Source organism: Sinobacterium norvegicum (assembly GCF_923077115.1).
Classification (GTDB): Bacteria; Pseudomonadota; Gammaproteobacteria; order Pseudomonadales; family Sinobacteriaceae; genus Sinobacterium; species Sinobacterium norvegicum.
In genome coordinates this window covers 475,061-491,165 of record NZ_CAKLPX010000002.1, presented here as the reverse complement: position 1 = coordinate 491,165, position 16,105 = coordinate 475,061, and the positions used below count along the sequence as shown (strand labels likewise).

13 protein-coding genes are annotated in these 16,105 nt (G+C 51.0%); 5 read left to right on the top strand and 8 right to left on the bottom strand.

What is annotated here, in order from left to right; translation table 11 throughout:
* Position 1: 1 nt before the first annotated feature.
* Positions 2 to 1,207, bottom strand: coding sequence for an Aq_097 family APC-type transporter (locus L9P87_RS11235; protein ID WP_237444838.1), 1,206 nt, complete (start codon positions 1,205 to 1,207; stop codon positions 2 to 4).
* A 235-nt stretch (positions 1,208 to 1,442) separates the two neighbouring features.
* Here L9P87_RS11235 and L9P87_RS11230 point away from each other — a divergent pair, with 235 nt between their 5' ends.
* Positions 1,443 to 2,801 (top strand): cytochrome P450, encoded by a 1,359-nt coding sequence (locus tag L9P87_RS11230; RefSeq protein ID WP_237444837.1) that lies wholly within the window; start codon positions 1,443 to 1,445, stop codon positions 2,799 to 2,801.
* A gap of 73 nt (positions 2,802 to 2,874) precedes the next feature.
* Here L9P87_RS11230 and L9P87_RS11225 read toward each other — a convergent pair whose 3' ends face one another.
* The 7 genes from L9P87_RS11225 to L9P87_RS11195 form a co-directional block, all read right to left on the bottom strand.
* Positions 2,875 to 4,152 carry a spinster family MFS transporter gene (locus L9P87_RS11225; RefSeq protein WP_237444836.1) on the bottom strand — a complete coding sequence of 426 codons (1,278 nt, stop codon included), beginning with the start codon at positions 4,150 to 4,152 and terminating at the stop codon, positions 2,875 to 2,877.
* Positions 4,153 to 4,196: 44 nt separating this feature from the next.
* Positions 4,197 to 5,015, bottom strand: coding sequence for an SDR family oxidoreductase (locus L9P87_RS11220; RefSeq protein ID WP_237444835.1), 819 nt, complete (start codon positions 5,013 to 5,015; stop codon positions 4,197 to 4,199).
* Positions 5,016 to 5,032: 17 nt separating this feature from the next.
* Positions 5,033 to 5,953, bottom strand: coding sequence for an SDR family NAD(P)-dependent oxidoreductase (locus tag L9P87_RS11215; RefSeq protein ID WP_237444834.1), 921 nt, complete (start codon positions 5,951 to 5,953; stop codon positions 5,033 to 5,035).
* A 33-nt stretch (positions 5,954 to 5,986) separates the two neighbouring features.
* Positions 5,987 to 7,744 carry a class I adenylate-forming enzyme family protein gene (locus L9P87_RS11210; RefSeq protein ID WP_237444833.1) on the bottom strand — a complete coding sequence of 586 codons (1,758 nt, stop codon included), beginning with the start codon at positions 7,742 to 7,744 and terminating at the stop codon, positions 5,987 to 5,989.
* Complete coding sequence (locus L9P87_RS11205; RefSeq protein ID WP_237444832.1) at positions 7,737 to 8,918, bottom strand: 3-hydroxyacyl-CoA dehydrogenase; 1,182 nt, start codon at positions 8,916 to 8,918, stop codon at positions 7,737 to 7,739. The genes L9P87_RS11210 and L9P87_RS11205 overlap by 8 nt, the downstream gene beginning before the upstream one ends.
* 26 nt (positions 8,919 to 8,944) lie before the next feature.
* Positions 8,945 to 9,724, bottom strand: a complete 780-nt coding sequence (locus L9P87_RS11200; RefSeq protein WP_237444831.1) for an acetoacetate decarboxylase family protein — start codon at positions 9,722 to 9,724, stop codon at positions 8,945 to 8,947.
* A gap of 165 nt (positions 9,725 to 9,889) precedes the next feature.
* Entirely contained in the window at positions 9,890 to 12,316 is a 2,427-nt protein-coding gene (locus L9P87_RS11195) for a TonB-dependent receptor (RefSeq protein WP_237444830.1), read from the bottom strand.
* Between the two features lie 284 nt (positions 12,317 to 12,600).
* Here L9P87_RS11195 and L9P87_RS11190 point away from each other — a divergent pair, with 284 nt between their 5' ends.
* The 4 genes from L9P87_RS11190 to arsJ all read left to right on the top strand — a co-directional run bounded on the left by L9P87_RS11190 (position 12,601) and on the right by arsJ (position 16,031).
* A complete protein-coding gene (locus L9P87_RS11190) occupies positions 12,601 to 13,242 on the top strand; it encodes a TetR/AcrR family transcriptional regulator (RefSeq protein ID WP_237444829.1) in 642 nt (213 codons plus the stop codon).
* Between the two features lie 92 nt (positions 13,243 to 13,334).
* The gene (locus L9P87_RS11185; protein WP_237444828.1) at positions 13,335 to 13,679 is read left to right on the top strand and encodes a metalloregulator ArsR/SmtB family transcription factor; all 345 of its coding nucleotides are present in this window, start codon (positions 13,335 to 13,337) and stop codon (positions 13,677 to 13,679) included.
* 101 nt (positions 13,680 to 13,780) lie between these two features.
* Positions 13,781 to 14,794, top strand: coding sequence for an ArsJ-associated glyceraldehyde-3-phosphate dehydrogenase (locus L9P87_RS11180; protein ID WP_237444827.1), 1,014 nt, complete (start codon positions 13,781 to 13,783; stop codon positions 14,792 to 14,794).
* Positions 14,795 to 14,813: 19 nt separating this feature from the next.
* Positions 14,814 to 16,031, top strand: a complete 1,218-nt coding sequence (gene arsJ / locus L9P87_RS11175; protein WP_237444826.1) for an organoarsenical effux MFS transporter ArsJ — start codon at positions 14,814 to 14,816, stop codon at positions 16,029 to 16,031.
* Positions 16,032 to 16,105 lie beyond the last annotated feature (74 nt).

Sequence of the window (16,105 nt, the reverse complement as noted above, 5' to 3'; positions counted from 1 at the left end):
CCTATTCCGCAGGCAAACCAAGGCTGAACACGGCAAAACAGAAAGTAGCAACAATACTGAAAAACACTAATCTAACCACTCGATTAGGCAGTTCGCGATGTTGATAACAAACCGTGAACGCCACCAGGGCCTGCAAAAAATAATAAAAGGCAAATGCTCTTGAGGCATAGGCAATGATCTGATTGACATCGGTTGCCCAAGTTAAAAACAGTGTTGCCGCCAGAATAAAGCCATAGGCAAATCTCAGGGAGAAACGTCGATGACTAAGTTCCTCGAGCAAACCACCGGCGCCGGCATTGTCGGCCACTGCAGCACTGAACTGACTGCCGATGGCCGCGATCGACAATACAATCGGCAATACTAAGGCCACCGGCGCCATCATGGTAATAATGCCGGTAACATCGGCATCCACATCGGCACTAAACAGTATTGTCGCCAACGATAAAAAACTGAGATAAATAACCGAAGAGATCAACTGTGCTCGCCGCATCGTGCGAATTCGCTGTGCCGGCGGATGTTTATCGCCGAGATATCGTGAGGTCTCAAAGCCCTGAACAACAATCAGCAAGCCGAGCAGTATACGGATATCATGGCCGTCAATGGGCTGCCAAAGATCCGGCAACTGCCAAGTGTCAGCCTGAAATAATTTAACGTTATATAGCATCAAAGCAACGATAAGAGCGCAGATAACACCTAAGTTAATGCTCACCGCGTAGCGCTCGACCTTCTCTAATAAATCCAAGCCGCTAATCATGCCTATCGCACCGATTGACAATAAAATTGCCGACGTTATCACATTCGCATACAAGCCATTTTCAATATTAAACGTCGATAATAAAAATGCCGCCAGCAGCTGCAAATAATAACTGACAGAAATTAAATAAGCGCCGGACAAAGCAATGCGGGATAAAAAACCAATCGCCTGAGGCGTGCCGTGACCCCGCTCCGATATCGGTTCGAAGTGAGCAATATTAAAACGAATAACCGAGCCAACACAGAAAGCTAACAGCAATAATGCCGCCATACACAGCACCGCATAATTACCCACAGCACCGGCTAACAGCGGCGCACTGACCAAAAAACCGCTACCCATGATGGAGGCCAACGGCGTGACGGTTGCCTGCCAATCAGAAGAATTCACCAGTCGCGGCGAGAACGCAAGATACGCCGCAGCGACAACCGCGACCAGCACTAAAAAAATATTCAACACCATTTTTCTATCATCCGTTAACTGTTATGCCGATATTATACTGCTTACGACACCGTGTCGCTGTTAGCCAAAATGACACACCCTCGGGCCGGCCGAAATCGCGTCATTAAAGTCACCTATTAGCGACTATATTACCCTTTATTAGACCGTGATTTTTAAGTGCAACGGGGATCTATTACGTGTTAACCTCAAACATATCAAGCGTTCGATATAAAAACATAAGGCAGCGATGATGAGCAAGGCAGCATTCAATACCGATTATAAAAACCTTCCCGACCACAAAGACCTCAGCCACATACCCGGCGAGAATGGCCTGCCTTGGATCGGCAAAGGACTCAGTTTTGTCTTTGGCTTGGAGAGAATGGCCCAGGACCACTACGACCGATTTGGCGAGATTTCAAAAACTCGCGCCCTCGGCACATCGTGGGTGATGGCACTCGGTGCCGATAACTGGCAGCAGATTTTGCTCGACCGCGACAGGAACTTTTCCACCGAAAAAGGTTACGAAACCTCACTGGCCAACTTCTACCCCAAAGGCCTACTATTGCGTGATTATGATGAACATAAAACACAGCGACGCATCATGCAAAAAGCCTTCAAGACTCAGGCGATGAAGGGCTACGTCGAGCAGATGACTCCTGTGCTACAGCGTCATATCGGTGATTTTGAGAAAAATGGACAATGTATTTTCGGGCCCTTGGTGAAAGATACGCTACTCGATGTCGGCGCGAAAATCTTTATCGGCCTCGACAGCCCCAACGATAAAACCCAACAATTAAATAAAGCCTTCGTCGATATCAACCATGGCTTATTAGCCCAGCTACACGTTGAAATACCCGGCAGCACTTTTTGGCGCGGTAAGCGGGGCATGCGCACGCTACACAGTTTCTTTGCCGACGAAATCCCCAGTCGTCGCGAGGGTATGAAAGAGGATATGTTCTCGCATATGTGCCGCGAGAAAAACGAAGACGGTGACTATTTCAGTGACATCGATGTCGTCGCCAACGCCGCCTTCCTATTGTTTGCCGCCCACGATACCACCACCAGCACGCTCAACAGCATTATGATGTATACCGCCGCCAACCCCGAGTGGCAGGAGAAAATGCGGGGCGAGGTTGAAGCCTTGAACACCGACCACCCCAGCTATGAAGACCTCGACAATATGGAGATGGTCGACCGCGTCTTCCACGAGGCAATTCGCCTGGTGCCGCCGGCCCCCATCGGCACTCGACGCACCATCAACGAATGCCAAATGGGCGATTACACCATACCGGCAAACACCAAAATCCTGATTCCATTTACCTTCAACCATCGTGACCCACGCTACTGGACCAACCCACTGGCCTTTGATCCCGACCGTTTCTCACCCGAGCGTCAGGAACACAAAAATCATCCGTTCTGCTACCACCCCTTTGGCGGCGGTGCCCATAAATGTATCGGCATGCACTTCGCCAATATGCTGGTGAAAAGCTTTATGTTCTACTTTTTGAAAACTTATCGCTACAGCACTCCAGAGGGATACGTAGCCAAGCTGCAGTGGGCACCACTACCCAAGCCAACGAAGCTGCCGCTGCTGCTTGAGCGTATTTAATCGCGACAATTGCAACACAAAAAAAAGCCCCGCAGTCGCAGGGCTTTTTTATCTCGGCGTTTTCAATCTACCATTAAGCTGTGATAGCTTCCGCAGACGACTTCTTGGTCATATACATCGATGCCCAAATAAAGCAGGGGACGGTTAACATGGAGCATAAATCGGTGATGATTAATGCCCAGGTTAACGGCTGATCGTTGCCACTGCTGCGCAGTAAGTCACTGAGAATACCCGTCATCACCGCACCTAAGCCCAGACCAATGAGGTTGCAGGCAACCAGTAACAGTGCCGTCATTCGGCCACGCATATTGACCGGTGATAAATCCTGCACCGTGGAGAAGGCTGGGCCATAAAATGCCGACATGATTAAAAAACCTGCGCACATACCGGTATAAAAAATTATCGAGCCGGGTTCCCCCAGGCGGTAACCCATTAACAGCGGCGACATTGCCAGCATCAGAATGGCGAGAAAACGCACACGACCGCCGTTGAAACGCTGATGATACCAATCACTGGCAATGCCACTGATCAAGGTACCGATCGTACCGAAGACGATAAACAAGCCACCGTAGATGGTGGCAATCTCCGCCACATCAAAGCCGCGCTCACGTACCAGCCATAGTTGTGAAAACTGACCAGCACCGATAGGAATATGCAAGAACACCGCACCGGCCATGGTCAGCATCAGCGCCTTAGACTGACGCAGATGAGTTAAAAGGTCTTGAAAACTGGTTTTGTCTTCTATGGCCACATATTCCTCTTCTTCCTGAGCACCACGTTTGGCATCACGCATGAAGAATAATGGAATCGTTAGCAAGACACCTAACGCACCTAATAGCAGGAAGCAGTTTCTCCAACCCAGTGTCGGGCCCAACAAGCCGGCCACCAAGAAACTACCACCGGCGCCCAGCGGTAAGCCGAGATAATAAATACCGGCGGCCATGCCTCTTTTGCGCTGAGGGAATAAATCAGACAGTAACGATAGTGATGCCGGCGTTAGGCTCGACTCGCCCACACCGACCATTAATCTCGCCATGGCAATCTGCATAAAGTTTTTGGCCAAGCCCGAATAGGCAGTTAACAGACTCCACACTAATAGACCGATGGCGATGATACGGGGTCGATGATACTTATCGACCAAGACACCCATGAAAAAGCCCATGACCGCGTAAAAGAATACGAAAATCATACCGGTTAATAGACCGAACTGACTATCCGTCAAACCTAAGTCTTCAACGATCTGCGGACCAAAACTGCTGATCAAATTACGATCGACCATATTGAGTATGCTGAGTAGCATCAACAACCCTAGGGTCGCATTGGAACGCATCGAACTTGCTTTCTCATTCATTGCTTTAACCACTTTTTTAATTAATCGTTGTTATTATCTAACCGTTAGGCTGTTACATGCTGATGATTGATCGAGGTGCCGCCATCGACAGGAATCACCGCACCGTGGGTATAGGCCCCTGCACGAGAACACAAATAAATAGCCACACCGGCCATCTCCTCCGCCTGCCCCACCCGCTTAAGCAGGCTGTTAGCCTCCATATCTTGGCGGTGATTTTCAAACAGCTGGTCCGTCATCTTACTGGCAAAGAAACCCGGGGCAACGGCGTTGACGGCGATACCGCGAGGTCCAAGCTCTACCGCCAGATGGCGGGTAAGCTGATGAACTGCCGCCTTGGTCGCGGTATACGCATAGCCCGCCTTCTGATGGACGGTTGGGATATGGAGGCCATCCATCGAACCAATATTAATCACCCTGGCTGGATCACTACCGCTGCCCGCCGTTTCTAACATTGGGGTTAAGTCGCGGGTTAAGGCAAAGACCGCTGTGACGTTTATCTTCATCAACTTCTCGAAGGCCTGTTCGGGATAAGTCTCGTAATCGTCGCCCCAGGCACTGCCGGCATTGTTGATCAGAATATCCAACTGCTGTTCATCTGCGGCCAGGCGAGCACACAGCGCCATGCGACTATCGCTGTCGGCAACATCGGCTGGGATCGCCACACAGTCGCCATACTGCGACAGCTCTTCAGCCGCCTGCTGGCAGGGATCGGCCTTGCGTGCAGTAATGTATACCTTGGCCCCGGCCTGCAATAAGCCCTGCGCCATCATACGACCAATGCCCCGTGAGCCGCCGGTTATCAGCGCCACCTTACCCTGCAGTGAAAACAAATGATCAAGTGAGAAATCTGCGTGTTCAGACATAATCGTTATTCCCGCTGTTAAACGTTGCTCAAGTCGATAGCGATGCCCTGACCCGCCGCAGATTTCTCTACAAACTTGGCGGTTTGACCCCAACCACTGCTCAGCTCTTTCTGCTCGCTATTATCGAACAACTGTTGCCAGTGCTCGGCTATTCCTTCGGGGTTCTGATGTTCTTCGGGCAAATACATGCCATCGGTTTCATACAGCCGAGCAACAGCATAGGAGCCGGCACCGGCACCAACAATAGTCTTGGTCGGCGCCTCGTCACTGCACAGGAACAAGGCAGCCGGGGTGACAGACTCAGGTGTTATCAGGGCAAAGACTTCCTCGGAGATCAACCCCTCAGTCATGCTGGTAGCCGCAGTAGGCGACAGCGCGTTGACGCGGATATTATTCTTATGGCCTTCGATAGACAGTGTGTTCATCAAGCCAACAACGGCCATTTTACCGGCACCGTAGTTAGCCTGACCGAAGTTGCCGTACAAGCCACTGGAGCTGGTCGTCATCACGATACGGCCATAGCCCTGCTCACGCATAATATTCCACACCGCTTTGCTGCAGTAAGCGGCGCCCATCAAATGCACGTCGACCACCAGACGGAAATCATCCATGGTCATTTTGGCGAACGATTTATCGCGCAGAATGCCAGCATTATTAATCAGAATATCGACACGACCCCACTTAGCCATGGTCTGGGCAACCATGTCTTCAACCTGGGCGGCGTCGGCCACGTTAGCGCCGTGGGCAATTGCTTCACCACCGGCGGCCTCAATTTCAGCGACAACAGCGGCGGCGGCAGCACTCACTTCGCCAACGGCGGCGATATCATTAATCATCACCTTGGCACCGCGGGCTGCTAGACCCAGTGCGTGACAACGACCGAGACCTGCGCCTGCACCGGTAACAATTGCTACTTTTCCATCAAATCGAATACTCATAACACACCCTGCAATTTGTTTTAATTTTTTCGTTTAGCCAGTATAACTGTCTAACATTTTCTGTTTTATTTCACGCTTGAAAATCTTATCGGTACCGGTTCGTGGTAACGGTTCATCACTAATAACCAGTATTTTTGGAATTTTATACGCGGCCAAATGAGTCTTAAGAAACTCGAGTAATGACTCTTTCGATAGTGAGAAACTTTGTTTGAAATAAATCGTGGCAGCGACGATTTCGCCTAAACGTTCATCGGGCATGGCGTACACCGCCACCTCTGCAATCGCCGGGTGGCTGTATATGGCGGCTTCCACCTCGCCACAGCTGATGTTCTCACCGCCGCGAATAATAATGTCTTTCAAGCGGTCGACTATGTACAACAATCCGAGTTCATCGATATAGCCAACATCGCCACTGTGGAACCAACCGTCTTTGAATGATTCCGCCGTCGCCTCTGGGTTGTTCCAATAGCCCCTGGCATTAGCCGGGCTTTGAATACAGATTTCACCGGCCTCTCCTGTCGGTAAAACTTCACCCTGCTCATCGACGATACGCACCTTGGTCACCCCGGGTGAGGGCATGCCAACACTGGCAGGCTTGGAAATATAAGTGTCACCTGAGTTAACCGCACCTAAGGCGTTAGTCTCGGTTAAACCGTAGCCGCTGGAAGGACTTAAATTAAAATCTTGCTTGATTCGGCGAACATGCTCCGGTGGTCTGGCGGCACCGCCGGAAGCCAATTCCACTAAACTGGAGATGTCTCGATTGGAGTTTGACGCCGCATCGAGCAGTTCCTGCGACATCGTTGGCACGCCGTTAACATAACTTATTTTTTCGCGCTCGATCAGCTCCAGAGCAACCTCGGGGTCCCAGCGATGCATCATCACCACTTTACGGCCAATAATCATCGACAATAAAAACAGGCTATGACAGCCGGTAACGTGGAACAGCGGTACCGAAAGCAAGGCGGCAGAGTCCTCTTCCGGTGTGGTACTGAGGGCAATAATGCCGGCATCGGTTGCGGCCTGGCCCAACAACATCCAACTGATCACCGCCGACAGAATACCGCGCTGAGTAGAGACAACACCCTTGGGGTGACCGGAAGAGCCGGAGGTATACAGAATCACCGCATCGTCATCGGGCTGTATATCAATGGTCGGCATCGAACACTGAATATAACGTCCAGCAACCTCGGCATAATCTGCCACCTTATCCACCGTGGTTTTTTTGTCGACCACAATAATGGCGCTGTCGAGTTCGGCGATAAAGGGTTCGATACGATCAAAACGCTGATTATCCACCACCACCAGTTTTGCTGCACAGTCTTTCAGACCGAAGGCCAGCTCCTGTGTGGTCCACCAGGAGTTGATCGGTACGGCGATAGCGCCCAGCGATGTTACCGCCATAAACGTCACCATCCACTCGGGGTTGTTTCGCATGGCGATAGCCACCCGGTCGCCCTTTGCGATACCGTAATCGCTTGCCAGCGCCTCGGCCAAACACACCGCCTGCTGGTATACCTGATTAAAACTCAAGCGCTGTTCATGATAGACCACGAAGGTCTTGTCGCCATGACCTAAACAGCTGGCATAAGTATCACGCAGGCTGTTAGGAGCGACGGTAAAAACATCGTTGGCCTGACCAAAAACATCACGCGATTGCACTTCAAAGGCACCGCCGATGGCAGTCAAATTATCCACCGCGCCTTGAGTCTTGGTGATGAGGGCTGCTAATTGCTGTTCACTCAACACCGCATCGTCCTGCTGGCTATTCGTCATCGTCATATCACTCATCAGGCGCACCCCTATCACAGGTATAAGATTGTAAAAAATTCACCAACTGGGTTACCGCTTGTGGTGGCAGCAGACCAAAACCGGCAAGTTGTTCGAACAATGCCACTGTTTCTGCGCTGCCAAGCTCGTCCACTATACCGAACGGCCCGATGTCTAAATGGGTGGCTGCCATCCAAGCGCGATCGATTTCCTGCGGTTCGGCCACGTCTTTTTCAGCAATAGTCACCGCATTAGAGATGAGTACTGCAACAATAGAGCTGTGCACAAACGATAGATCTTTATCAGTATCGAAAAACTCTGCCTGCTGATAGACCGGATCAGGGTATTGATAAAAACCCTTCGACGACTTCAACCCTAGCGTATTGGCTGCCATATAGGGGGCCAAGAAGCCGGTAATTTTAGCTTTGAGATTATCGTCATCATCTTCACGCTGCTGCCAACTGTCGGCGATAATATTGATTCCGAAAGCATCCATCATACCAAACGGGCCGATCGCTGCTCGGCGATGCTGCATCCAAGCGCGGTCGACCTCTTCTATTGTCGCCACCCCTTCGATCACCAGAATCATCGCGATGGTCAGTACTGGCCCCAGCATGGCGTTTAACACATAACCGGGGTTTTCCTTTTTTAGTACCAGGGGAATGCAGTTGATGCTTTCGACATAGCGGGTAAGAATATCCACCGTACCGGCGCTGGTTTTAGTGGTACCCACAATATCGATCAACGGCGAACCTAAATGCGAATGCAGAGCCGCAAAACGCTCACGATGCACCACTACCTCGGCGATGGATGACAGCGGTATATTGGAAGTATTGGTGGTCACAATCACCGATGGGGCACACAGATGATCGAGTTGGTCGTGCACTTGATGTTTCACATCGAGTCGTTCCAACACAGACTCGCTGACCAAATCGACACCGGTCAGCGCCGCCTCCAGTGACGAGCTGGTCGTTACTCGTGTCATTGCCAGAGCGATATTATCAGCCTCTGCATAGCCGTTTTTCTGCAGGTAATCAGTCACCTCCAACAAGCGGCTGGGGACCTGCGCCAAGCTCTCTTTGGCGATGTCATACAACACTACCTCATAGCCAGCGAGTGCTGCCATCATCGCATTAGCGCAGCCCATGGTCCCGGCCCCGACATAGCAGATTTTATTGATTTCTGAAATTTTCATAATGGATTCAATACCGCATATTATTTTTATGCCAGGGGACGAGACCAACGCTCGGGTAAAATCAGATTGGTTTTCCCGCGCGTGACGATGGCCGGCAGCATTTCAAGTACCGGCAGATCTTTCAACGCGTTGACGATATGGAACTGGGTCGGGTTTTGCTCCCAGGTGAGTTGCTGCCAATCGATATGACCAGTGCCAATATAGGCCTCACTGAACTCACTCTTAGACGGAAATGTGACGGCCTGATTGATCGCCGGCGGGCCAAAACCACCAATTGCGGGCATATAACGTAGCCCCATGGGGTTGTCACTATCGGCATTGGCTTCTTGTTGCGCGGCGATATCGGCAGCACTCACCGGCTGTAAATCGGTAATTCCTAGATCAATTATTTTGTGGCCAAAGTGGCTGGCATTACACTGCCAATCGTTATTTAACACACTGTGATCGGGGATGTCGGCGAATATTTTAGGGATGCCCTGCAACTCGCGGCCCGCCAATATGGGGTCGGTGAGATTTTCCCAAATCACCAGCGAATAAGAGCCCTTCAACTGCTCTTTTTCACCTTGATAAACCACCGAGGCGTTGACGCCCAGCATGTTATAGCCATGGCCGGCGAGCCAATCCACCTGCTTATTGCAGGCGTAATAGACCGTGATAATAGCCTCTTCGGCAACCTCGAAGGGCGCCGGTAAATAGGCGGCCAGTTTTTCCCTGTCGGTACGATAGGACACCATCATCATGGTGACATCGTGATACCAGCCACTGGACTTTTCACCGATGTAGCGTGGACCGAAGTGCGCGGGCATTTGATAACTTTGGTTAGGGTCAAATTTAAACACAGCATTAATCCCGAAATATAAAAAAAGAAAAAAGAAAAATCGCGCTAACAAAAAACGATTAAAATGAATAAGAATAAAAAAGCTTCTCGACTGGGCTTTGGCGTGTCAAAGCCCAGCAAAGAAGCAAGGGGATTAGAAGTTATAGTCCAACTTAAGACCAATCAAACGTGGATCAGTGAGTGCTGCCGATGTTGTATGACTGACCGTACTAGGGCGGCCCTGGAAAGTAACATTACGATCATCGGTAATGTTTTTCACATAAGCGGTGACCAACCAGGTCTGCTCAGCAGAGCCCATGGTCATGCGTGCATCCCAACGATCATAGCTGTCGATCAAGTCATATTCATCGACGTTAAAGCCCGACGAATACTGCTCGGAGGTGTACTGATAGCTAACCAGTGCCTGCCAATCTAAATCCAGCAATTCCCAGTTATAGATCAGGTTAACCGATGCCTGATGCGCCGGAGAGTTTGCAAACTCATTGCCCGTCAAGTCGGTAGGTTCAGTACATAACGCAGCGCCGGAGTTACCGGCAGCCTCTGGCCCTAGAGCACAAGCGGTGCTATCGATAGATTCATAATCACCAAACTCGGTTTGGTTATATGAGTAGGTACCTGTCAGCATCAGTTGCTCAGTCAACAGGGCGGTTAACTCGCCCTCAATACCCCAGGCTGTTGCATCGGCTGCGTTTTCGAAAGTCTTAACCGGTACACCACCAACAACATCTTCCTTTAGTACCTGTAAATCTTGGTAGTCATAGTAGTAAAAAGCGGTGGCCAAGTTGATGCGGTTATCCATAAAACCGCCCTTGTAGCCGATTTCATAGGACAGCAATTCTTCTGGCTCAACCGTATCGACTTCGCTGGTCTCTGACGGTGCCATCAGGTTAAAACCACCGGAACGGTAACCGGTGGCGACAAAACCATAGACAAAGTGGTTTTCAGATAAACTGTGATCGATACCCAAACGGCCGGTCACTTTACTCCAATCTTTTTTCTGCTCATGGGTCACATACGGGTCGGCCGGATCGCCGACAAACTGGGCGTAGGTCTCGTCGCCACCGTCTTTCTCATCGTAAGAGTAACGCACGCCGGCAGTAATCTTGGTGGCATCGGTGATATCCCAATCAGCCTGACCATAGGCGGCATAAGAGGTGGTATCGAGCTCTGATTCACCGCTGTATAAAATATTATTTGCACTCACTGGGCGAGTCGAGCCGGCATAAAGCGCATAGGTCGCCATTAGGCCATCGTTATGCTCGAGAAACTGCAGCGATTGCGTCTCTTCACTGTTGTAGTAATACAAACCACCGATAAAGTTAACGGCGCTATCGAACTGACTGCTTAGCTGTAGTTCATGTGACTGCGTGGTGCTCGCCAGTTCAAACGGACGGGTTTGGAATGACGGGGTTAAAGCGTAACCGCCATTAAAACTCGATACTGGGGCGACGCCATAGTAACTAATATTATCCCAGTTCAAACCGGAATTAGCGGCGTTGGTACCATCGTTGTCATAGTCTTCATCGTATTCGAACTTCGACCAGCCACCGGTGTACTTCAACTGGTAGTCATCGAAATCGAATTCACTGATAAAGGTGGCCGACTTACGCTTATTCGATTCACGCGGGGTGAAATCGACCGCCACCTTATCAATATCTCGGACAGCAGGGTTCTCACGATCGTAGCCCTGGGTCGGGTTAGTGGCGTTTTGGCCGGGGAATAAACCGGGGAAGTTACTAAAGTTACCAATATCTTGGTCGAATACCGGTTGGATGTAATCCCTTGAATAGGGAGAAATAACATAGGGCTGCGAGCGACGCTTATCGGAATCACGAACCGAGACCTTCAGCGTGTTCATCCAGCGATCGGTCGTCATGTGCTGCAGGCTCAACGACACATAGTCACTGGCTTCTTCGTCATATTTCTGACCGTTGACTTCGTTTTCCTGCAAGCCGCCGCGATCCATGGTGGATAGCGCTAGCATGGCCGATAGTTTGTCAGTCAGCGGGCCGGTGACCATACCTTGATAGACCGTGTAATCATAGTTACCGACTTCGGCGGAAACCTTGCCTTCTAGTTCTTCACTGTTGGGGGTCTTACTAATAAAGTTGATGGCACCACCGACGGAGTTACGACCGTATAAGGTACCCTGCGGGCCACGTAACACTTCGATACGCTCGACATCTAAGAAGTTAGAGGCGCCAAACATATCGGTCTCAGTGCTATACACACCATCGACATAAAGGCCAACACCGGGGTCAGAGCCCAGCGCCAAGTTAGTCCGGCCAATACCCCGGATACTGACACGGCTCGGCGCCACCGATAGCGATGGCGTATTAACCGCCAAATCCTGAGCATCCTTGATACCCAAATCCTCGATAGTGCTGCTATCGAAGGCACTGATTGCCACCGATGTTTCCATCAAATTTGTTGAACGTTTCGTCGCGGTGACAACAATTTCTTCTAATTGCAATTGCTCCGCACCGGCAACACCAGACATCAGCAGGGTGGCAACAGCAACGCTCTGCGCTAATGGTTTCATCTTCATTTTAATGCTCAAGGATAATCCCTCCAACAGGGCTTTATTATTATGTTATTCCGCGCAGTAGTGTTAATTACAACATAAGACTCGTCGTAATCAACCAACAACGACCGAGCCAAAATCACTCTACAACGACATTAAATATGTATCACCACAAATATAGACGACACTTATTTTGCTACTGAACAAAATATATTACTAATAAACTTGCACGTCAACAAGTTTAATAGCAGTATTCTCTATAAGCGAGATGCTTTATAATCAGCACTCTTCATTCTGTTGTTTAGCCGATAAGCCAAAATATGCCTTCAACCGCCAAAGCACCTGCTTTAAAAAAGAGCCCTCGTCGCACGCAAGAGCGCGCCGAGGTCACTCGCGCTAAGTTGCTGGAAGCAGCGGCACGTTTATTCTCCGAACAGGGTTTTGACGGCGTCTCTATTCGAGACATCGAAAATAGCGCCGATGTGAAGCGGGGCATCCTCGCCTACCACTTCAGCGATAAGGAAACCATGTGGATGAGTGCTGTTGACGAGACCTTCGGCAATATGCGACACCAGTTTGATCAGCGCTTAGAAATCCTCAAAGACCTATCCGATTACGAGAGCATCCGCTTTCTCATTCGCTACTATGTTCGCTTCCATGCCAACAACCCGATACTCAGCCGTATCATGAGCCAGGAGGCCACCAACGATAGCTGGCGTATTCGCTATCTGATCAAAGGTCATATTGGCCCGGCGACACAGGGCATTAAGAAACTGGTGATGGATACTCAGGGCATCGAAGAGCTGGCCTTTATCAACTGGTACTACATCATGGTCAGTGCCAGCTCGACTATTTTCTCCTTCGCCCCTGAGTGCAAGCTGCTGTTCAATGTCGACCCTCAGGAAGAAGCAATGGTCGAGGCCCATGCCGATATGCTGGTATCAATGCTGCTCAAAGATTAGTCTTCGCTACTCTTTAAGCATTAGCGCCCGCTTGAAACATATGAAAAAACATATATACTATTTTTCGTATGTTTCTTACAGGTCGCCCATCGATGAATCCCGTCCAGTTTTATAAGTTGCTCGCCGACGATACCCGTCTCGCCAGCCTGCTGTTAATCCAGCGCGAGGGCGAGATCTGCGTCTGCGAACTCACCGCGGCCTTGATGCTCAGCCAACCGAAGGTCTCCCGTCACCTCGCCCAACTGCGCAAGGCCGAGCTGCTCACCGACAGACGTCAGGGCCAGTGGGTGTTTTACCGCATCAACCCCAGCCTCGCCCCCTGGGCCGGGGCCGTATTGGCTGACACTCTCGCCGCCAACGCCGATTACTTATCCGCCAGCATCACTCGCCTAGAAGCCATGGGCAGTCGCCCGGAGCGGGCCAACAACTGCTGTTAGCGTCGCAGCCGGTTGAAAACGCACAACTGTCATCGACTATTATTACACTCATTAATAAGCAACGTTCAGCCGTCAGCTTAAGCGCCGACACCGAGGATTATATGACCATCAAAATAGGCATTAACGGCTTTGGCCGCATGGGTAAGCTCACCTTCCGCGCCATCTTCGACCACGATGATATCGAGGTGGTCCACATCAACGACCCCGCCGGCGATGCCGCCACCCAGGCGCACCTGATCACCTTCGACTCGGTGCATGGTCGCTGGCATCATCAGGCCGAGGCCGAGGGCGACACCATCGTGGTCGACGGGCAACGCATCGCCTACAGCGCCAATCGTGCGATTAACGACAGCGATTGGTCCGACTGCGACGTGGTGATTGAGGCCTCGGGGGTGATGAAAACCAAGGCACTGCTGCAGCCGTATCTTGATCAAGGGGTAAAACGTGTTGTCGTCACGGCACCGGTAAAAGAAGACGGTGTGCTCAACATTGTCATAGGCATTAACGATGCGCTATACGATAAAAACCAACACCGCATTGTCACCGCCGCCTCCTGCACCACCAACTGCCTGGCCCCCGTGGTCAAGGTGTTGCATGAGAGCATCGGTATTAAGCACGGCTCGATGACCACTATTCACGACATTACCAACACCCAGACCATTCTCGACGCCCCCCACAAAGACCTTCGTCGTGCCCGTGCCTGCGGCATGAGTCTGATCCCGACCACTACCGGCTCGGCGACCGCCATCACCCACATATTCCCCGAGCTCAAGGGCCGGCTCAACGGCCATGCAGTACGTATTCCGCTGGCCAACGCCTCGCTGACCGACTGCGTCTTCGAGATGGAACAACCGGTCAGTGTCGAGCAGGTTAACCAGCTATTTGAACACGCAGCCAACAACGAATTGCAGGGTATTCTAGGCTACGAGACCAAGCCGCTGGTATCGATCGACTATAAGACCGACCCGCGTTCCTGCATCATCGATGCGCCGTCGACCATGGTGATCAACGATACCCAGCTCAAGCTTTATGTCTGGTATGACAACGAGTGGGGCTACGCCAATCGCGCCGCCGAATTGGCTCGCATGGTAGGCCAAATGGATCAGGCCAAGTAACCACGATGACATCGACAACATGATCTCAGCTAAAACACCTGCCGTGGCATCACCGCTGCGACAATACTTCATTGTCACCGGTAATTATTGGGCGTTTACCCTGACCGATGGCGCCCTGCGCATGCTGATTGTGCTGCATTTTCATCAGCTCGGTTACGGCGCCCTCGCCATTGCCATGCTGTTTGTTTTTTATGAGTTCTTCGGCGTTGTCACCAATCTTGTCGGCGGTTGGCTGGGAGCTAGGATTGGCCTCAACCGGACGATGAATATTGGTCTCGGCCTGCAATTAGCCGCCTTAAGCATGCTGTTAGTACCAAGCGCACAACTCACTGTGGCGTGGGTTATGGCGGCGCAGGCGCTGAGCGGTGTTGCCAAGGACTTGAATAAGATGAGTGCAAAGTCGTCAGTCAAACTACTCGTTGACGATAACGCTCAGGACAAACTCTATCGCTTAGTGGCGCTGTTAACCGGGTCGAAAAATAGCTTAAAAGGCCTCGGTTTCTTCCTCGGCGGCGCACTACTCAGCTTGATCGGTTTCCACGACGCTATTTTAGTGATGCTGATCGCACTGACGATGGTATGGCTGAGCAGTGTTATTTTTTTGAAAAAGGACTTGGGCAAATCGAGCTTCAAGCCTAAATTCAAAGATATCTTCAGCAAGAGCCGAGCAATTAATCTATTGTCGGCGGCGCGGCTTTTTTTATTCGGCGCCCGCGATGTCTGGTTTGTCATCGCCCTGCCGGTATACTTGGCCAGCGAATTTGGCTGGAGCCATTGGTCGGTCAGCAGCTTTCTCGCCCTGTGGATTATCGCCTATGGCTTGGTGCAGTCCATCGCCCCCCGTATTACCGGTAGTCGCACAACAGGCGCGACAGCCGACGGGCAGACGGCGCTTTCTTGGGCGTTGATTTTAGCGGCGATACCGGCGGCAATCGCCATCGCCTTAACCCTCGATGTTGCACCCCTCACAAGCTTGCTCGCGGGCTTAATACTCTTCGGCGTCGTCTTTGCCATTAACTCATCACTGCACAGTTACCTCATCGTTAGCTATGCCAACAGCGACGCCGTTTCCCTCGACGTCGGTTTTTACTATATGGCCAATGCCATGGGCCGACTGATCGGCACGCTGTTGTCAGGTTGGCTATTTCAACAATACGGTTTAGTTGCCTGCCTCTGGGTATCGGCACTGTTTATTGCCTTGGCCGCGGTATTCTCGGCGAGGCTGCCTAGGCGATGATCATGTAATCGTGCTTTTTCATTGTTTTTCAATGCTCTGGGTTGGTATTGCGGCTATTATTATATAATTAAACA